Genomic DNA, 18,754 nt, shown 5'->3' on the forward strand with positions numbered 1-18,754 from the left:
CTCCCCTATTAATTATTTTTTGTGATGCGTCTTTTTATAAACAATTTTAGTGGTATGTGTCCGATTATTAGGGACCTCTAAGACCTTAGTAGGCTTTAATAGGCTAGCTGGCTTAGCCATCACATGACTAATCCGATGACCAGAAACATTAACTAAACAAAAGAAGATAACACCCACTGCAACCAAAAACGTAGCCAATTTAGATGTAAATGACATCTTTTCACTAATTACTGACCCGTAAAAGCGGTGATTAATTTCGCTTGAAACGTTTTTAGCGCTAGGATCTGCGGCCTCTGTTTCATTAATAACTTCTTTTTCGTAGGCATTGATATCGAAGTTCTTTTGTATGTCCTTTTGTTGCTTTTCAAATTGCTTCTTTTCTTTTTTAGAAAGCTTTTTAAACCAAGCGGTGAACTTACGATATTCAGCAATTACTTCAGCAGTTGGTCCAATTTGTTTTAACTTTCCATAATTAATCCAAGCAACCCGATCACAAAGTAATTCAACCTGCTTCAAAGCATGACTAACGAAAACGATCGTCTTCCCCTCTTTACGAAAGTCAGAAATCTTATCCACACACTTTTGATAGAAGGTATCATCACCCACTGATAGGGCTTCATCAATGATCAAAATATCGGGCTTAATATGAACAGCGATTGCAAATCCAAGACGCGATTTCATCCCACTTGAATAACTTTTAACTGGTTGATCAACAAAATCACCAATATCTGCAAATGAAATAATATCATCCATCATTTCATCGATTTCTTGATTGGTTAATCCCTGCATCAATGACTTTAACCGAATATTTTCTCGACCGGTCAAATTCTTTTTCAATCCTGAGTTAATTGCAACGATTGAAGTATCACCCTTAACATCGACTTGGCCAGTTGTTTGTGGAATAATTCCAGAAATAATGTTAGAAATTGTAGATTTTCCTGACCCATTTACCCCAATGATTCCAAGTGCTTCCCCTGGCTTAACGGTAAATGAAACCCCCATTAGTGACCAGAAGTGCGGAATATTTTTATTATTAATTGAGAAGAATGATTTTAACTTATCAGTTTGGGTCTTAAATAAGTCATACTCCTTAGTTACATTTTGTACTTTAATTTTGTATTGTTCTTCTGCCATTTTTAATACTTCCTAAATTTGATTTCGTTAACTAGATATACAACAAAATAACATTATAACAAACATAATAATAATCCGAAAGGAAAATTAGTACAAAGCTGAATTGTTGATCCAATACTTTTGGTTGCCAATTTTAATTTGAGCCCAAATTAATTTAGAATTAGTATCGACTGATAGCGAATCGACCTTAACGTTTGAGATTGATGATTCTGAAACGGTATTCCAGCTCTGCTCTTGGGCCTTTCCAGTCCCTGGAACAATGTTATAAAGGGCATACTTACCATATTGAGAACTCAGCCGCTTAGTAAGGCTGACTGGTAAGTATTGAATTCCATTCACATGTTTAATTTGAATCCAGGCGTTATTGCCGTTGCTCATCTTATAACGAATCCAAATCTGCGCATTCCCCTTACTACCTGAAATTCCAATCATATTCGCATTATACTTAACCCGATTAGCGATTTCTGAATCTGTAATTTTGCTGGCGAGCGTATCAGAACCATAAATATGACTATAAGCAATTTTACTAGTAATTAAATTCGAGCTAACACTGGTTGATAACTTAAAATACTTAACCGATGGAAAGTTTAAAGCTTGGGCCTTTACCCAGTACTTCTTAGAATTAGTATTCTTTGTAAGCCGAATTCGATACCAAGTTTGATTCCCAGAAGTTCCCGTAGCATAGCCAACGTTGTCAGCATAAACTAGCGATCCTGACTTTAGACTCGCCTTCCACTTATAACTCTTAACATTACTGCTAGTGCCCTCGATTTTATTATAAAGCGCTTGTTTTTTAAATTGACTAGATAGTGGAACCGATTCATTAGAATCACCAAGTGAATAACTAACCTTTACATCACTAGTATTCGTTGAATTATTAGTATTGCTGGTTGATGTAGTAGCATTGGTTGATGCAGTAGTCGAGCTACTGTTGTCAGCAACCGAATTACTTTGTTCAGTAATTCCGCCATCTAACGTAGTTAAATTATATTGATTAATAATACTAATTAACTTATTAGCATAGTTTGGATCGGTAGCGTACTTACCAACCAAAGCGGTCGCAGCATCATTAACAGACTTGGCGTTTTCCTTCCAGGTGCCAGAATAAAAGCTAGAAGCCCCCACTAAACCATTTCGAATCATTTGAGCGTAATCTTCTAATGAGCTTTGCGCATTGGGGTACTTTCTAAAACTAGAATTAACGTAGTAAATAGCACCACTACTATTATATTCAGCGGTCTTTAAAGTATCGGATTGTCCATTATAAGAACCCTTAATCCCAAAGTAATTATAATCTTTGGTAGCAAGCGTACTTTGTCCATAGCTACTTTCCAACGCAGCTTGAGCTAACATCAACGATGGATAAAGATTATATTTTGCGGCAACCGTTTTTACAACTGGTGACAACTTACTAATAAAATCAGAAGCTGTGTCAGCTTTAGCACTATGTACTCCAAGTAAACTAATACTAAGCATCATGGTCATTAGACCAATAAATGCAGTTCTGAACTTCCTATTCATTTTTAAATTCCCCTCTTTATTTTTATTATTGTTAGAATAACATAATCTTTTTAAGAAAATGTAAAAAAAATCCTTAAAATTAAGATTAATTTTAAGGATTTTAAATCTATTGATTTATTTTTGTTTAACGCCCCGACGATCGGCATTTAATTTATTTTGTTGATTTTTAAACTTTTCCCATGTCGCCTGTTTGCGCTGATCATTTTTACTAGCTTTTCGTTTTTTAGTAAATTTCATTATGCCACCACCTCTTTAATTGATGAATAATTAAGTCCAGTTTAGCACAAATCAAATCAAAAAACGCTAACTTTAATTATTCCACAGTAACACTCTTTGCTAAATTCCGTGGCCGATCAACATTCAAGCCCTTGTTCAAACTAGTGTAATAAGCAAGTAATTGGGCTGGAACAACGCTTAATAATGGAGTGAGCATTTCGTCAACATCTTGTAAAACAAGATCATCATCATCCTCAGCTAATGCTTCGGTTGAAATCGTAAAGGTCTTAGCACCCCGTGACTTAGTCTCTTCGAGGTTATTTCTAGTTAACCCAGCAGTCTTTGCTTGCGTAACGATTGCAATTACCGGAGTTCCCTCCTCAATCAAAGCGATGGTTCCATGCTTCAATTCACCAGAAGCAAACCCTTCAGCAATAATATAGGAAATTTCCTTTAACTTCAACGCTGCTTCCAATGAAACATAGTAATCAATTCCCCGTCCAATGTAGAACGCCTTGGTAGCTTCAACAAAGTAGTTCTTAGAAATGGAATCGATTTGTTCCTTTTCGTCGATTACCGCCTGCATCCCAGTAGCTACGACACCAAGTTGTTGTCTAAGGTTAAAGTCAATCGCCCGCTTTAAGCCGAGTGATTCGCCCAATGACTTCGCTAAAATGGCTTCTAGCGTAATTTGAGCTGTATAGGCCTTCGTAGAAGCAACTGAAATTTCTGGACCAGCATCAAGCAACAATGTAAAGTCTGCTTCACGTGAAAGGGTGGAATTTTCAACGTTAGTAATTGTTAAAGTTGGGAAGTTTTTCTTCGTAACGTTTTGTAATACGACCCGACTATCAGCAGTTTCACCACTTTGACTCAAGAAAATAAAGAATGGTTTTTCAGAATACAATGGATCATCATAGGCAAATTCTGAAGCAACTTCCACTTGGGTTGGAATCCCCACTAATTTTTCAAACAGATTTTTCCCAACTAACCCAGCGTGATAACTAGTCCCTGCTCCCACGATGTAGAGCCGATCGGCCGTTTTCATTGAATCTAAAATTTTAGGATCAATCTTAGAAGCGCCATCTTCTGAAAGATACTTTTGGGATAATTTTCTTAATACATTTGGTTGTTCGTTGATTTCCTTAAGCATGTAATAAGGGTAAATGCCCTTGTCTGCTTCTGAAGCATCAGTATCAACATGGAATGGTTCTCTTTCGATGTGATTACCTTGCCGATCTTGAATATCAACTGAATTTGGCTTAACAGTTACCACTTCACCATCTTTAAGTTCCAAGAATTCATGGGTAACATTTAACATTGCAACTGAATCAGAACAAACAACGTTAAAACCATCAGCAAGTCCAATTAATAATGGGCTCTTGTTCTTAGCAACATACAAAGTATCTGGTTGTTCACGATCCATTAATAAGAATGCGTATGAAGCTCCATCCTTAAGTAATGAGATTGTCTTTAAGAATGCCTCTTTCGTAGTCATTCCTTCCTTAACTGCAAAATGATCAACTAATTGAACAACCACTTCAGTATCGGTTTGACTAGTGAAATCAACATCTGAAAGGTATTGCTTCTTTAATTCCTTGTAATTTTCGATCACACCGTTGTGAACAAGGTAAAAACGGTCATCTTGCGAAAATTGTGGATGTGCATTTTCAACCGTTACTCCACCATGAGTGGCCCAACGAGTATGCCCAATTCCAGTACTACCATGTACTTCGGGTGTAATCGCCGCCTTTAATTCGGCAATTGCTCCCTTCCGCTTTACAAGATAGTCCTTTCCATCTTGATCATTAACATAAATTCCGGCAGAATCATAACCCCGATATTCTAGTTTTTCAAGTCCATGAATTAGAAGCTTTACGGCATTATCATTACCGGTTACTCCAACAATTCCACACATATTTTTAATCCCCTTTTGTTTTTAATCATATTATTTTTAAATTGGTATAGACAATAATTAAGCTCATATTTAATCGTTCAAGTAGATACTTTACAACGGTCTGTGCAATATGTCAACTATTAAAATATTAAATTGGTATATCTAAATTAGAGAAAAATGGCAAAATAAAAAGGCCTAACTAACCGACCTCTTAATTTATATTTTTATTCAATTCCACATTCTTTTTCAACCACTTTGGCAATTTTTTCAGCATTTTCTTGACACGTATCTTGATCTGGGGCTTCAACCATTACTCTTAATAATGGTTCAGTTCCACTTGGTCTTACCAATACCCGACCATCACCATTCATTTCGTGTTCAACATTTTCAATTACATTCTTAACAGAAGGGTTATCTAATGCTGAATTTTTGTCAGCTACCTTAACGTTGATCAAGCTCTGTGGGTACGTCTTCATTTCAGCCGCTAATTCTGATAGTTTCTTACCAGTATCCTTCATTACGTGGAGAAGCTGAAGACTAGTTAACATTCCATCACCAGTCGTATTGAAATCTAAAAATACGATATGGCCAGATTGTTCACCACCAAGGTTATAACCACCAGCGTTCATTTCTTCAACGACATACCGATCGCCAACCTTAGTCTGCTTACTATTCATCCCATTTGCTTCCATGGCCTTATACATCCCTAAATTACTCATAACCGTGGTAACAATGGTATCTTGTTTCAAGCGACCATGCTCTGCCATGTATTTGCCGCAGATAAACATAATCTTATCACCATTGACTAAGTTTCCTTCTTCATCAACGGCCAAGCAACGATCTCCGTCACCATCGAACGCAAATCCGACCTCTGCACCCTTTTCAACGACCATTTTTTGAAGTTGTTCTGGATGGGTCGAACCAACGTTATCATTAATATTAAGCCCGTTTGGTTGGGTAGCCATCGTGTCAAATTCCACTCCAGCATCAGCATAAAGACGCGAAACCAAGTTACTAGTGGCACCATTAGCAGCATCGACACAAATATGCATTCCAGCAATATCATCAGAAACAGTCTGATTCAAGAATCGAATGTATTTTTGAGCACCTTCAGAAAAATCATCTTCAGTTCCCAATCCTTCTGCTGATGGACGTGGTAATTCATCCTTATCAGCTTCTAGAATTGCTTCGATTTCTTCTTCCATTTCATCAGAAAGTTTGTAACCATCTGAACCAAAAAACTTAATTCCATTATATTCTGCTGGATTATGAGAAGCGGTAATCATTACCCCAGCAGCTGCATCCTGAGTTCGGACTAAATATGCAACACCAGGAGTCGTAATGACTCCCAATCTTAAAACCTCAATTCCAGTTGATAACAATCCAGCAATCAGTGCTTCTTCAAGCATTTGACCAGAAATTCGGGTATCACGAGCAACTAGTACTTGGGGGATTTTACTATCAGAGTGCTTGGTCAGAATATAACCACCAGCACGACCACATTTAAAAGCCAGCTCTGGGCTTAAATCACGATTTGCAACTCCTCTAACTCCATCGGTTCCGAAATATTTCATTATTAACTCCTCATTTCTTACTTATCTTTAACTTTTATATTCACTTTAATTTTTTCTGGATCAAAGCCACTAACCTTGTTGAGTGACTTATCAAGCTGAATCGTTTTGGTTTCATTAGCAGTAATTCGACTAACATCAATATTAACAGTAACGTTTTTCAAATTGTCCAACTCACTAGAAGTACCAAATGCCTTAACCTTTTCAGTGTTAGAAGTCACTGAATAGGTCTTATTAGATGCCTTATTATCAATCTGATATTTAATTGGTAACTCCTTGAAATTACCACTGCTAATTGGCAAATAAACATTCGTAGTTGAAGGGGTTAAAATTACGTTCACGGTGTTGCCCTTCCGATCAACAGCTTCTAATATCGCCTGTGAATTAACGGTCTTATTAGTATTTTGAGATAGGTTCAACTTGGCAATCACCCGCACAGCCTTACTAATTTCACTAGAAGCCCCAGTGGCCTTAACTTTAGCATCAGACACAACCGCACTTCCAACATGGTAACCAGATGAAATCATGCTCTTATCATAGCTTGCGGTTACTGGAAGCGTTACCGTCTGACGAGGCTGAATATTAACGGTGATATAAGATGGATTAATTTTATATTTTAACTCTGAATTTAAACCATCCTGAGATAATCTAACCCGATGCTTTCCAACCCCTAATTTACTTAAATCAGCATAGATATGGAAATTTTGGGTATTAGTCGTTGTGGTAACCAATGCGGTTGGCCCACTTAGCGATACGCTAACTTTATCAGGATATCCAGTAACAAAATACTTACTACTATTAACGTTTAACTGTAAATTAGCGGAAACGCTAGCATTTTTAGTAGATGCTAATTGCGTGATATTGCTATTCTTATTACTAGTAAAGTTAAGTTTATCCTGATTAGCGTATGCATATAGTAATATCGAAAATATTAAAGATAGAATTAGGTAGAAAAAAGTGCTGTTGAAGAATTTACGCATGTCTAATTCCCCTTTCCACTTTTACTAAGATTACTGATCCAACTCCCAATCATCGTAAAGATATTATGGCTAATTTGTTGTTTTTTGATCAGTTGATCCCGTAAAAATTTAAGGTAATCTTGTTGGGTCATCCCGCGCAGCAATTCATTATCCTTTGTAATTGAAACTTCACCAGTTTCTTCTGAAATCACGATCGTAAGGGCATCGGTAACTTCAGAAATCCCAACCGCAGCACGATGCCTAGTCCCTAACTCTTTTGGAATCATCGTACTTTGTGAAAGGGGCAGATATGCTGCCGCAACAGCAATTCGATGGTTTCTAATAATTACTGCTCCATCATGAAGTGGAGTATTCGGAATGAACGTATTAATTAACAATGCCCCTGTGATATGAGCATCTAATTCAATTCCTGTTTCAATATAATCCTCAAGGCCAGTTTCCATTTGAATCGTGATCAAGGCCCCAATTCTTCGTTTGGACATGTACTGAATTGCGCTATCAAGTCCCTCAATCATCTGTTCAGTTTCTTCATTCTGATTTTTAGTATGCCACAACAAAGAACCGCGTCCTAAATGTTCAAGGCCCCGTCTAATTTCTGGTTGAAAAATAACGATAATTGCAATAAATCCCCAGTTAATGACCTGATCAACCATCCAAGAAACAGTTCCCAGCCCGAACAAAACACTAAGGATTTTAATTATCGCAATTACGATAATTCCTCTAAACAATTGAACTGCTTTAGTTCCACGTAGCAAAATAATCAATTCGTATGTAATGAACCAAACCACTAGAATATCAATTAAGCTACTAAAATGGCTAAGAGTAAACAGATTACTCCAAAAGTTACTCATCATATAACCTCCAAATATTAACGCTAGCTTTATTATATCACGATATTAAGAACTTATTTTTAAACAGCGTTCTAAAATTAACACATTTTTGTTAGAATTAATTAAAATAGACTTTAATTAAAATAAGGGGAGGTTTTCTAGTGCATCTTTCAAAAAGTTGGCAGGTTCGCATTTTTTTTGCGATTTGGTTTATAATTACCGGTTTTTTTGTCAAACAACCCTTCAATTTCTTATTACTAAATACGTTTTTAGCCTATATTCCAATTGAAATTAGTTTCCACTTGAACCATGAAATAATTAATGCAAGTATCCTTTACTGGCCGCTACTAATCATCTGGATACTATTTTATCCAAATGCACCCTACATTCTTACGGATTTATTTCATTTATCGCTATTAAACCCTTATGATAATTTAACCGGCCTTTTGAAACTATCTGATCAAATTTGGATTAATTTTATGATGCTAGTCATCAGTGCCATTGTTTGTGCGTTTGTTGGCACTTGGTCATTAGCACTTACAGTTAAATCACTGATGAATAAATTCAGATTAAAATCACAAGTCATTTACTGGATAATCGTTCTTATTTTTACATTTACCTCTTCAGTGGGGGTTTTTATCGGACGGTTTTTAAGGTTGCATACGCTTTACTTATTTTTAAGCCCCAGGTTATTTATTATGCCACTGATTAAAATGTGGACACCAGATATGATGATATTCACAGCCACCATGATGGCAATCCAAATTACGATTTATTGGGTCATTTCAATTAATCAAAACCAGCATAAATAAAAATGTGTCCATAATTAAAAATTACGGACACATTTTTTAGTTATTCACTTTCGTTTAATGGACTCATCATCACATTTTCCAAATAATTGATGTGTTGTCTAAGCTCATTGGAAGTTTCCCAGTCAATTTGATTAGTATCTAATAAACGTTGAATTTCGAGGCGTTGGGCTCCAAAACCACGAACCTGCAAATTATTTAATTGTTGTTGATAATCATCTTGATGGACTGAATTAATGCGGTTGATTCGATTTCGATAAAAAACAATGATGTGATCAACCATTTGATTTTCAAAGGAACTAGAATCAATATCCGGCCTGTTAAGGTAGTTTTTAACCTCTTGAATGGCAGCCTGACTTAATGTTTCAATTATCAAGCCCCAATGTTTTCTCAACATTTCGTCACGGTGATTAAAACGACGTCCCGCAATGAAAAAACTACGAATTCCAGACAGGAAAGTGGAAATATCACTTATAAAACTAGAACGAGAGGTATTCATTCCGACTGAATCTAACATTGCCGTTTCGCGTCGATTAATCATTTTAACCGTTGCAAAATACTCATCCCGTTTAATCACACCATCATCGTATAACCCTTGAGCGGCTTTCCGCTCACCACTAAACGCGATCCTACGCAGTGCTAATTCATTATTGAAACTAAAATCATTAAATTGATTAGATCTTAAATCATGTTTTAACTTTCTAAGCATTAATTGATATTGAAATATTAAATCGAACGCTGCTTGTTGATTGTATTCATTTTGGCTTTTTTGGACCTTATTAATTGCAGATTGCACTAATTTAATCTGTGCCTTATCGTTAGAAATATAATTATTGTCATCAATCTGTTCTTGTTGATTTTCAGTCAATAATGGAATGAAGATAATGGCACTAAGTAAGCTTAAAATAATTACACTAGCAGATATAAACAACACCATGGGCCGTTCTGGGAAATTTCTCCCCGTAGCAGTGAGCACTGGAATCGATAGGACCCCCACCATCGTAACTGCTCCCCGCACTCCGGATAGCCCAGATAGCAATGCCACCCTTAAATTGACCTTTTTATAATTCCAACGATTAGCCACGAATTGATATCCTACGATCCAGACGAACCGAATCGCAAGTAGTAATAGCCACGTAACCACAGCATAAATGATCGGATCAATCGTTCCCAACTGAATCGTTTGAATACTCTTGCCCATTGCTTGCGGTAATGAAAAACCAAGCAGTAAGAAAATAATTCCGTTTAAAATATAGATGACCACGTTCCAGGTCTTCTCAGTAACTAACGTTAATTCAGGATTAACATTTGCAATCTTACGATCCTTAACATGCATGGTGATTCCAGCACTAACTACCGCAATCACTCCAGAAGCATGAAACCATTCTTCACTGATAAAGTAAATCACAAACGGCGTGACTAAGTAAGCGACCGTATAAAAAATAATGTTGTTAATCCCACTATCATATAAATAATCACGTGCCTTTAACAGCAAATACATAATTACGATTCCAATAATTAATCCCACAATACTGATGTAGAAAAAATCACCAACTGCACTGGTTAACAAAAATTTTCCAGTCATTGCAGCTGCTAGCGCATACTTAAAGCAAATTAGCCCGCTAGCGTCATTGATCAAGCTTTCACCACTAACCAAGTGTAAAATGCCACTCGGTAAATTAGAACGTTTCGCAATTGATTGAACAGCAACTGGATCCGTAGGAGAAAGAATTGCTGCTAACGCAAAACAAACTGCAAACGGCATCTCTGGAATCATCCAATTGATTATTACGCCCCCAACTAACATTGTAATCACAACTAAAGCGATGGCATTAATAAAAATTGGTAATTTTAACTGCCAAAGCTCTCGTTTGGGAAACCGTTTCCCGTCATTAAAAAGCAAGGGGGCAATAAATAGTAATAAAAACCATTCAGTTTCAAAATTAATTTGAAATTTTGTAAAAACAGATAACAACAGCCCTAGTCCAATCTGAATCAAGCTACCTGGAATCATGGGTAGGTAGTGACTAATGACTGTCGAGATTAATAGTAATACAACTAGTAAAATAATTAACTCAATAATCACCATTTATATCATCTCAACTCCAATTCCATTTTTTATAATTACCGATCACCAATAATTCTAACCTCAGTTTCTAAGTGAATCCCACTATTTTGATAAACCGCATCTTGGACGTGGTGGATCACCGTGATGTAATCAGTTGCAGTGGCTCCGCCAACGTTAACGATAAATCCGGCGTGCTTAGTAGATACTTGCGCTCCGCCGAATCGGTAGCCCTGCAATCCAGAATCATGAATTAGCTTACCAGCAAAATGATTCTTAGGCCTTTTAAAGACACTCCCACATGATGGCAGGTCAAGTGGCTGCTTTGATGCCCGTAAAGCATTAAAATGGTCCATTTTAGCTAAAATTTGACTTTGATTACCAGGTTGCAACTCAAATTCAGCAGCTATAATTGCATTATGACCATTTTGAATAATACTATGGCGATAATCAAACTCTAATTCGGCATTATTTAATTTACGCACACTACCATCAAATCCAACGATTGTTGCGTAATTAACTACATCAGCGGTTTGACCACCATACGCTCCGGCATTCATATAAACAGCACCACCAACGCTACCAGGAATCCCAGCAGCAAATTCCATTCCTGATAATCCATGCTTTTGAGCAGCAATTGCGACATCGATTAGTGCAGCACCAGCTTCAGCAACGATTTTATTTCCATTGACGCTAATCTTGGTCAAATGAGTTAAAATGATTGTAATCCCACGAATTCCATTATCGCTTACAATTAAGTTACTAGAATTACCCAATACTGTAATTGGTAGGCCAAATTCATTCGCACTCTTTAATAGTTGACTTAACTGCTCTTCATTATCTGGTAACGCCAAATAATCTGCATTCCCACCAGTTTTAGTAAAAGTATATTTTGATAGCGGTTCATTAGTTTTAATTTTTAAATTTTTTATTTTTGGATTAAAATTATGCATACAAATCGTCCCTCTTAAATCGATATACTATAATTTTACCATGAATTAACGCCCCAATTATGAATAAACTAATTATTAAAAAGGATAGAAAGGAAAATAATTACATGAATTTTATTGCAATTGATTTTGAAACGGCAGCTCTTAAACGTGCTAGCGCTTGTTCACTAGCATTAACAGTGGTTAGAAATAACGAGATTGCAAGTGAATTTTACACGTTAATTAACCCAGAGGTGCCATTCTTTTGGCGAAACGTTGAAGTGCACGGTATCCATGAATCAGACGTAATTAATGCGCCAACATTTCCTGAGGTATGGGAAAAAATTAAAATGTTTTTTAGCCCTAATCATTTGGTTATTGCTCATAACGCTAACTTTGATAATAGCGTTTTAAAAAAGAGTTTAGAACGCTATCAATTGGTCCAACCACAATACTTAACCTTAGATACAGTGGCCGTGACCCGAAAGCTATTCCCTAATTTCACGAACTTCAAACTAAACACCGTTTGTGAAAATTTGAACATCGAGTTAAATCATCATCACAATGCCTTAGATGACAGTCTTGCATGTGCCAACATCTTAAGGTATGAACAACAACAATTTGGCGATGAAGCAATCAAACAATTTGTAAAAATCATCAAATAAAAAGATGTTAATGGTAATCTCCATTAACATCTTTTTATTTTAAATGACAAATCATTTCAGTAGTCGATTTTTCATTGCCAGGCACATTAATCACTCGTGAGCCAAAATTATCGATGAAACCTAGTTTATGGTAAACATGAATTGCAGCTTGATTTTGATTTTCAACCGTCAAGACAAACCGCTGTAAATTACTAAACGAACTGCCCCAATTCAAGGCTTCATCCACCAGCGCACTGCCAATCCCATTATTCCAAAATCGCTTCAACACGGCCACGCCTAGTTCACCATCTTTTGAATCAAGCAGTTGTTGCACTGTAACGATTCCAATAATCAAGTCGCCAAAATGAGCCACTAAAATAACGTTACTCCTGGTCTGATTAATTAGCATGATTTGACGTTGCTCTTGCTCAATTGATAAATCAGCTAGTCCCGGATCAACTGTGAAAGTATCAGATTCAGTGACTAATTGTTTCATTAATTTTAAAATTGCGTTAGCATCATTCCAATCTGCTAATTCAATTGAAATCTGATTATCATTGCTTGCCATCTTTATCCAAGCTTTCTTTTAAAATGGTTTGAAAATGACTTCCGTGGGGCTCAAAAGAAAGGGTCCTAGATTCAGGGCCTAATTCATCATTACGTCTGAAAATAATTTTTAAATAATTATCAGGTAGCTCATCAGCAACGAAATTAGCCCACTCCACAACGTTTATTCCATCACCATTAAAATATTCTTCTAATCCTAATTCATCCCCACTACCATCATCCAAACGATAGGCATCCATATGATAAAGTGGTAAGCGACCATCTTGATACTCACGAATGATGGTAAAAGTCGGGCTTTTAACATTTCTTTTAATTCCTAATCCTGCAGCAAGCCCCTTGGTAAAAGTTGTTTTCCCTGCACCGAGGTCGCCATCTAATAGCAGTAAATCCTCTGCTTGTAAGAAAGGAGCAATTTTTTTACCAATTTGCATGGTTGCTTCAGGGGTATTAACGGTTATTTTTTTCAAGCTATTAACCCCTTATAATTAATCGATTGATTGAAGTGCATTAATGATGGCAACCTTGTAAACATCCTCAGCATTACAGCCCCTAGATAAATCAGAGACCGGCTTGTTGAGTCCTTGTAAGATTGGTCCGAGGGCCTCAAAGCCACCCAAACGTTGTGCAATCTTATATCCAATGTTCCCAGATTGTAATTCAGGAAATACAAAGACGTTTGCGCGACCCGCTACTTTAGATCCTGGAGCCTTCTTAGCACCGACTTCAGGAACAAACGCAGCATCAAATTGTAATTCACCATCAACTGCTAAATCAGGTTGCTTTTCATGAACCAATTCAGTCGCTTCTTGGACCTTCTTAACCATTGGACCACGTGCGGACCCCTTAGTTGAAAAGCTCAACATCGCAACAGCAGGATCAATTCCAAATTGTTTTGCAGTCGCAGCACTAGCAATCGCTACGTCAGCCATTCCATTCGCATCTAACTCTAAGTTGATCGCACAATCAGCAAATACATAACGTTGATCACCCTTGAGCATGATAAAACTACCACTTACCAACTTAATTCCTGGCTTGGTCTTAATAATTTGTAAGGCGGGACGAACGGTATCACCAGTTGGATGTGCAGCTCCAGAAACCATTCCATCGGCTTTATCTAAATAAACCATCATGGTCCCAAAGTAATTGGGATCAGTTAGCCATTGCTTAGCAGTTGCTTCATCGGTCTTCCCATTACGACGTTCAACCAGTGCAGTCACGTATTCCGCTAATTCATCCTCTGGTAAATTTAAATAATCAAAAATCGTCAATTGACTTAAATCAACTTCGTATTCATCAGCAACCCGCTTAATCGTTGATGGTTTCCCTAGTAGAATTGGCTTAACAACTCCATCTGTGGCTAATCGACTAGTCGCCTCAATAATTCGAATATCTTCACCTTCAGGGAAAACAATCGTTTTTTGAGCTTGGCTTACCTTGTTCTTTAAACTTTCAAATAGATCCATCTTGTAATCCTCCATTACTGTGCATTTAAATCCGCTAGTGCTTGTTGAAAATCAACATGTTCAGGAAGTTGCCAATCAATCGGCCGTTCACCCATTGCCACTAAGGCCTCATTGGTCTTAGAAAATGGACGCGAGCCAAAGAACCCCCGATTAGCAGAGAGCGGACTAGGGTGGGCAGACTCCAAAACAATATTACTTTGTGTATTGATAAATTTAACCTTATCGCGCGCTGCTCGACCCCATAATATAAAAATAACTGGTTGCGGCCGTTCAGACAGTTTCTGAATCGCAGCATCCGTGAGTTCTTCCCAGCCCTTCCCCTTGTGGGAAAAGGCAACCCCGTTTCTGACGGTTAGAACCGAGTTCAAAAGTAACACCCCTTGTTTGGCCCACTTTTCAAGAAAACCGTGGTTAACAGGCTTAATTCCCAAATCGCTATATAGTTCCTTATAAATGTTTCTAAGCGATGGTGGCACAGGTACCCCAGGCATTACAGAAAAACTCAACCCGACTGCTTGATTTGGTTCATGGTATGGGTCTTGGCCTAAGATGACGACTTTAACCTTACTAAAGGGGGTCCACTGAAACGCTTCAAAAATTTGGTTCATCGCTGGATGAATCTGATAGTGACTATATTCATCCACTAAAAAATGTCTTAAATTTTGATAATAGGTTTTTTCAAACTCTGGTTTTAAAACATCCCACCAATCATTATGAATAAACTGCTTCATTTACAAACACCCCTAATTAATTTTATCATCATTAAACATTCCAGTAACCACAAAAAGCGGTTCTCAAACAAATTAAGAATCGCTTTTAATAATGCTTCAAGACGCGATCAATTTGACGGTTTTGATCCCGTTTCTTTAATGTTTCACGCTTATCATATTCATGTTTCCCCTTAGCAACACCAATTAAAACCTTAGCAAAACCATTTTTAATATAAATTTTAAGTGGAACGATTGTAATTCCCTTTGCTTTAGTGTCATTTAATAAGCGGGTAATTTCTTTTTTATGGAGCAATAATTTCCGATTGCGCAACGGGTCATGATTAAATTGATTCCCCTCAGCGTACTCACTAATGTGTACGTTTTCCAAGTAGGCTTCATGATTCCTAATTCTTACGAAACCGTCCTTTAGATTCACCCGCCGATCGCGAATTGATTTAATCTCGGTTCCTCTTAAGACCATGCCTGCTTCCATCGTACTTTCAATCGTATAGTCATGACGCGCCTTTCGGTTTTGCGCCATCAAATTATCATCATTTGGTTGTCGCTTTTTTTTAGCCATAGAATTTCACCTCACCTTAAGTTAATTGATTAATGGGAGCGGTGATTATTATTGTTGTGACCATTACCATGATGGTTATTATTAGAGTGACTCCGTTTTTGACCGCCGCCATGATTACTATTACGATTGCCACCACCGTTGCGATGATTGCGATTACCGTTCCGATTGTTGTTAGAACGACGATTGCCGCCACCGTGACCGTGACTTTGTTTTGGCAACAAGTCGCTAGTTGGCGTTTTTTCTGGATTAACAATGTCAAAATCAACCGTACTTTGTGCAGGATCTGCACCTACTACCTTGACGCGTACGGTTTGGCCAATCTTATAGGTCCGCTTCGTCCGCCGTCCCACTAACGCTAGGAACTTTTCAACGTATTCGTAATAATCATCCTTCATCCGACTAATGTGAACAAGCCCTTCAACGGTGTTAGGTAGTTCAATGAACATCCCAAATTTAAGCACGGAACTAACCGTAGCATCAAATTCTTCGCCGATGTGATCAGCCATGTATTCAGCCTTCTTCATCGAATCGGTATCACGTTCAGCATCAACCGAACGCCGTTCACACTTAGATGAATGATCAGCAACTTCTTCTAATAAGCCGCCACCAAACTTGGCCTTACTTTCCTTATTAATTCCGTTATCTTCATAGTAATGAATCAAACGATGAACAGTAGTATCAGGGTAACGCCGAATTGGCGAAGTAAAGTGGGTGTAGAATTCAGCCCCTAACCCAAAGTGACCAAGTGATTGATCAGCATAACGAGCTTGTTTTAAACTTCTTAACATCATTACTGAAACAACGGCTTCTTCAGGCTTACCAGCAACCTTTTTGAGCACGTTTTGTAACATCTTTGGCTTTAATTTAGCGGGATCGCCCTTCACATCGATTCCAAACGCAGTTAAAAATTCAAAGAACTTTTTAACCCGTTCTGCATCAGGCGTTTCATGGACCCGATAAATAAATGGCGCATGCTTTTCACTATAGTGTTGGGCAACGGTTTCATTAGCTGCTAACATGAATGATTCAATCATCTTTTCAGCAGTGCCCCGCACCCGTAACTTAATGTCGATGGGGTGCCCTTTTTCATCCACGATGATTTCAGCTTCGCGATCATCAAAGTCAATTGCACCACGTTGTTTCCGATGCTTGTATAGGATTTTGTGTAATTCACCCATTGTTTCAAACATTGGCACTAGTTCAGAATACTCTTCCATCGTTTGGGGATCTTTAGATTCTAAGATCTTATTAACGGCAGTATACGTCATCCGTGCCTTAGAACGCATAAAACTAGGGTGGATTCGATGCTTAACAACGTTTCCAGCTGGGGTGATTTCCATCTCACAACTCATACATAACCGAATTACCCCTTCGTTCAATGAACAAATTCCATTGGATAATCGCCGTGGCAACATTGGAATTACCCGATCGGTCAAATAAACGGAAGTCCCCCGCTTATAGGCTTCTTCATCCAATAAACTTCCTGGCTTAACGTAGTGACTAACATCGGCAATATGAACTCCAAGGTGATAATTACCATTTGGTAGTTTCCAAGCGGTAACGGCATCATCTAAATCCTTTGAAGCTTCCCCATCGATCGTCACCAAGTTTTGGTCAGTAACGTCTTCACGACCAACTAACTCAGAATCTAATACGTGATCTGGGATTGCGTCAGCTTCTTGTAAAACATCTTCAGGAAATTGAGATGGGATATCATGAGCGTAAACAATTTGAAGAATATCGATTCCTGGATCGTCAACACTCCCAATTACTTGCTTGGCAATTCCCACCATCGCTTCTGGATGTTCATCATTTGGGTATTCAGTGATTTCAGCAGTCACCACTTCCCCTGCTGTTGGTTTCAAGCCCACTTCTGTAACAAAGAACTTAAATTTAAGTAGCTTCTTATCTTTTAATTCAATTTGGCCGTAATAACCATCATCATCACCAGTTTGAACAAAATTACCCACTACCTGGGTATAATTATGTTCTAAAATCTTAGTAACCTTAGCCTTTGGACCCCTGTCTGAGTCTGGTTCACCAGGTGCTACGATTTCAATTTCAACAGTATCACCATTCATTGCATGCATCGTAAATTCAGGAGCGATAAATGCATCGGATTCATTTTCATCAAAGTCCACAAACCCAAATCCCTTTTGATTTGAATGGAAAATCCCCTGTGGCTTCATTGCTTTAGGGTTTACTGTAAACTTGCCATCTTGGGTAACTAGGGCTTTTTCTTCGCGCTCTAAGCGTGCTAATTCTTGAACAATTAACTTAAAGGCTTCTGAACCATGGTAACCTAATTCATCAGATAGCTCGCTTACTTCAAAGCTAGTCTTTGCATTTTGCTTAAGAACAGCCTCAATTTCGTCTTTTAATTTATTATCTTCCAAAATAGTTTCCTCATTATTTCTAGATTTCGATTTTAATCGATTTTATTTTCGTAATTTAACTACTTATATTTTAACATTATTTAATTTTAAAGTAATTCAATAGCGCCAATAATATATAATAAAAAACCTTCCGCCGTAAAACAGAAGGTTTCTTAATTAATGTGATGAGATCCAAACTAGCGCAAGTGCATCCACAAAGAATAAAATCCCAAGAACCGTTGTTACTCTTTGCATAAATGCTTCAAATCCCCGTGGCTTAGACTTAGAGAATAAGTCGTCAGCACCACCGGTCAAAGATGACATTGCATCGTTAGTTTTAGCTGGTTGCATTAGTACTGCAATAATAATCAAAATACTAATGATCCAAAATATCGTCATTAAAAAGTTATACAAAATAATGCCTCCTATTTTCTTCAAGGCTCAATCTACTATTCAACATTTT

Annotated in this window: 18 protein-coding genes; 2 read left to right on the plus strand and 16 right to left on the minus strand. The window is 37.5% G+C overall.

Annotated features, from left to right (window positions below; translation table 11 throughout):
* Positions 1-12: 12 nt before the first annotated feature.
* The 7 genes from ACSVI6_RS06265 to cdaA form a co-directional block, all read right to left on the minus strand.
* Complete coding sequence (locus ACSVI6_RS06265) at positions 13-1,134, minus strand: ABC transporter ATP-binding protein (RefSeq protein ID WP_491716594.1); 1,122 nt, start codon at positions 1,132-1,134, stop codon at positions 13-15.
* 87 nt (positions 1,135-1,221) lie between these two features.
* On the minus strand, positions 1,222-2,655 hold the full coding sequence (locus tag ACSVI6_RS06270) for a glucosaminidase domain-containing protein (RefSeq protein ID WP_491719697.1): 1,434 nt from the start codon (positions 2,653-2,655) through the stop codon (positions 1,222-1,224).
* A 114-nt stretch (positions 2,656-2,769) separates the two neighbouring features.
* Positions 2,770-2,892: a hypothetical protein gene (locus ACSVI6_RS06275; protein ID WP_491716596.1), complete on the minus strand. Its 123-nt coding sequence runs from the start codon at positions 2,890-2,892 to the stop codon at positions 2,770-2,772.
* A gap of 76 nt (positions 2,893-2,968) precedes the next feature.
* Complete coding sequence (gene glmS / locus ACSVI6_RS06280) at positions 2,969-4,789, minus strand: glutamine--fructose-6-phosphate transaminase (isomerizing) (RefSeq protein WP_491720661.1); 1,821 nt, start codon at positions 4,787-4,789, stop codon at positions 2,969-2,971.
* A gap of 203 nt (positions 4,790-4,992) precedes the next feature.
* On the minus strand, positions 4,993-6,342 hold the full coding sequence (glmM, locus tag ACSVI6_RS06285; RefSeq protein WP_491716598.1) for a phosphoglucosamine mutase: 1,350 nt from the start codon (positions 6,340-6,342) through the stop codon (positions 4,993-4,995).
* Positions 6,343-6,359: 17 nt separating this feature from the next.
* On the minus strand, positions 6,360-7,319 hold the full coding sequence (locus ACSVI6_RS06290) for a CdaR family protein (protein WP_491716599.1): 960 nt from the start codon (positions 7,317-7,319) through the stop codon (positions 6,360-6,362).
* A 2-nt stretch (positions 7,320-7,321) separates the two neighbouring features.
* On the minus strand, positions 7,322-8,170 hold the full coding sequence (cdaA, locus tag ACSVI6_RS06295; protein WP_491716600.1) for a diadenylate cyclase CdaA: 849 nt from the start codon (positions 8,168-8,170) through the stop codon (positions 7,322-7,324).
* A gap of 140 nt (positions 8,171-8,310) precedes the next feature.
* Here cdaA and ACSVI6_RS06300 point away from each other — a divergent pair, with 140 nt between their 5' ends.
* Entirely contained in the window at positions 8,311-8,961 is a 651-nt protein-coding gene (locus tag ACSVI6_RS06300) for a DUF1361 domain-containing protein (RefSeq protein ID WP_491720662.1), read from the plus strand.
* A 40-nt stretch (positions 8,962-9,001) separates the two neighbouring features.
* Here ACSVI6_RS06300 and ACSVI6_RS06305 read toward each other — a convergent pair whose 3' ends face one another.
* A complete protein-coding gene (locus tag ACSVI6_RS06305; RefSeq protein WP_491720663.1) occupies positions 9,002-11,047 on the minus strand; it encodes a cation:proton antiporter in 2,046 nt (681 codons plus the stop codon).
* Between the two features lie 35 nt (positions 11,048-11,082).
* Complete coding sequence (murB, locus tag ACSVI6_RS06310; RefSeq protein ID WP_491720664.1) at positions 11,083-11,976, minus strand: UDP-N-acetylmuramate dehydrogenase; 894 nt, start codon at positions 11,974-11,976, stop codon at positions 11,083-11,085.
* A gap of 104 nt (positions 11,977-12,080) precedes the next feature.
* Between murB and ACSVI6_RS06315 the strand changes: the two genes are divergently transcribed.
* Positions 12,081-12,617, plus strand: coding sequence for a 3'-5' exonuclease (locus ACSVI6_RS06315; protein WP_491720665.1), 537 nt, complete (start codon positions 12,081-12,083; stop codon positions 12,615-12,617).
* A gap of 34 nt (positions 12,618-12,651) precedes the next feature.
* On the opposite strand, the gene ACSVI6_RS06320 is transcribed toward ACSVI6_RS06315, so the two are convergent.
* The 7 genes from ACSVI6_RS06320 to secG all read right to left on the minus strand — a co-directional run bounded on the left by ACSVI6_RS06320 (position 12,652) and on the right by secG (position 18,705).
* Positions 12,652-13,164, minus strand: a complete 513-nt coding sequence (locus tag ACSVI6_RS06320; RefSeq protein ID WP_491720666.1) for a GNAT family N-acetyltransferase — start codon at positions 13,162-13,164, stop codon at positions 12,652-12,654.
* The gene (tsaE, locus tag ACSVI6_RS06325) at positions 13,151-13,630 is read right to left on the minus strand and encodes a tRNA (adenosine(37)-N6)-threonylcarbamoyltransferase complex ATPase subunit type 1 TsaE (RefSeq protein WP_491720667.1); all 480 of its coding nucleotides are present in this window, start codon (positions 13,628-13,630) and stop codon (positions 13,151-13,153) included. Before tsaE ends, ACSVI6_RS06320 begins: the two co-directional genes overlap by 14 nt.
* A gap of 18 nt (positions 13,631-13,648) precedes the next feature.
* Complete coding sequence (pta, locus tag ACSVI6_RS06330) at positions 13,649-14,626, minus strand: phosphate acetyltransferase (protein WP_491720668.1); 978 nt, start codon at positions 14,624-14,626, stop codon at positions 13,649-13,651.
* 14 nt (positions 14,627-14,640) lie between these two features.
* Entirely contained in the window at positions 14,641-15,357 is a 717-nt protein-coding gene (locus ACSVI6_RS06335; RefSeq protein ID WP_491716608.1) for a uracil-DNA glycosylase, read from the minus strand.
* 85 nt (positions 15,358-15,442) lie between these two features.
* Positions 15,443-15,916, minus strand: coding sequence for an SsrA-binding protein SmpB (gene smpB / locus ACSVI6_RS06340; protein ID WP_491716609.1), 474 nt, complete (start codon positions 15,914-15,916; stop codon positions 15,443-15,445).
* Between the two features lie 29 nt (positions 15,917-15,945).
* Positions 15,946-18,312 (minus strand): ribonuclease R, encoded by a 2,367-nt coding sequence (gene rnr, locus ACSVI6_RS06345; RefSeq protein WP_491720669.1) that lies wholly within the window; start codon positions 18,310-18,312, stop codon positions 15,946-15,948.
* A gap of 156 nt (positions 18,313-18,468) precedes the next feature.
* Positions 18,469-18,705 (minus strand): preprotein translocase subunit SecG, encoded by a 237-nt coding sequence (gene secG / locus ACSVI6_RS06350; protein WP_491716611.1) that lies wholly within the window; start codon positions 18,703-18,705, stop codon positions 18,469-18,471.
* Between the last annotated feature and the right edge of the window lie 49 nt (positions 18,706-18,754).

It is taken from the genome of Nicoliella sp. ESL1106 (genome assembly GCF_058509965.1).

What these genes read in the sequence shown, in the direction of transcription:
- ACSVI6_RS06265 (WP_491716594.1), bottom strand. Translation starts at nt 1,134, where the DNA reads ATGGCAGAAGAACAATACAAAATTAAAGTACAAAATGTAACTAAGGAG.
- ACSVI6_RS06270 (WP_491719697.1), bottom strand. Translation starts at nt 2,655, where the DNA reads ATGAATAGGAAGTTCAGAACTGCATTTATTGGTCTAATGACCATGATG.
- ACSVI6_RS06275 (WP_491716596.1), bottom strand. Translation starts at nt 2,892, where the DNA reads ATGAAATTTACTAAAAAACGAAAAGCTAGTAAAAATGATCAGCGCAAA.
- glmS (WP_491720661.1), bottom strand. Translation starts at nt 4,789, where the DNA reads ATGTGTGGAATTGTTGGAGTAACCGGTAATGATAATGCCGTAAAGCTT.
- glmM (WP_491716598.1), bottom strand. Translation starts at nt 6,342, where the DNA reads ATGAAATATTTCGGAACCGATGGAGTTAGAGGAGTTGCAAATCGTGAT.
- ACSVI6_RS06290 (WP_491716599.1), bottom strand. Translation starts at nt 7,319, where the DNA reads ATGCGTAAATTCTTCAACAGCACTTTTTTCTACCTAATTCTATCTTTA.
- cdaA (WP_491716600.1), bottom strand. Translation starts at nt 8,170, where the DNA reads ATGAGTAACTTTTGGAGTAATCTGTTTACTCTTAGCCATTTTAGTAGC.
- ACSVI6_RS06305 (WP_491720663.1), bottom strand. Translation starts at nt 11,047, where the DNA reads ATGGTGATTATTGAGTTAATTATTTTACTAGTTGTATTACTATTAATC.
- murB (WP_491720664.1), bottom strand. Translation starts at nt 11,976, where the DNA reads ATGCATAATTTTAATCCAAAAATAAAAAATTTAAAAATTAAAACTAAT.
- ACSVI6_RS06315 (WP_491720665.1), top strand. Translation starts at nt 12,081, where the DNA reads ATGAATTTTATTGCAATTGATTTTGAAACGGCAGCTCTTAAACGTGCT.
- ACSVI6_RS06320 (WP_491720666.1), bottom strand. Translation starts at nt 13,164, where the DNA reads ATGGCAAGCAATGATAATCAGATTTCAATTGAATTAGCAGATTGGAAT.
- pta (WP_491720668.1), bottom strand. Translation starts at nt 14,626, where the DNA reads ATGGATCTATTTGAAAGTTTAAAGAACAAGGTAAGCCAAGCTCAAAAA.
- ACSVI6_RS06335 (WP_491716608.1), bottom strand. Translation starts at nt 15,357, where the DNA reads ATGAAGCAGTTTATTCATAATGATTGGTGGGATGTTTTAAAACCAGAG.
- smpB (WP_491716609.1), bottom strand. Translation starts at nt 15,916, where the DNA reads ATGGCTAAAAAAAAGCGACAACCAAATGATGATAATTTGATGGCGCAA.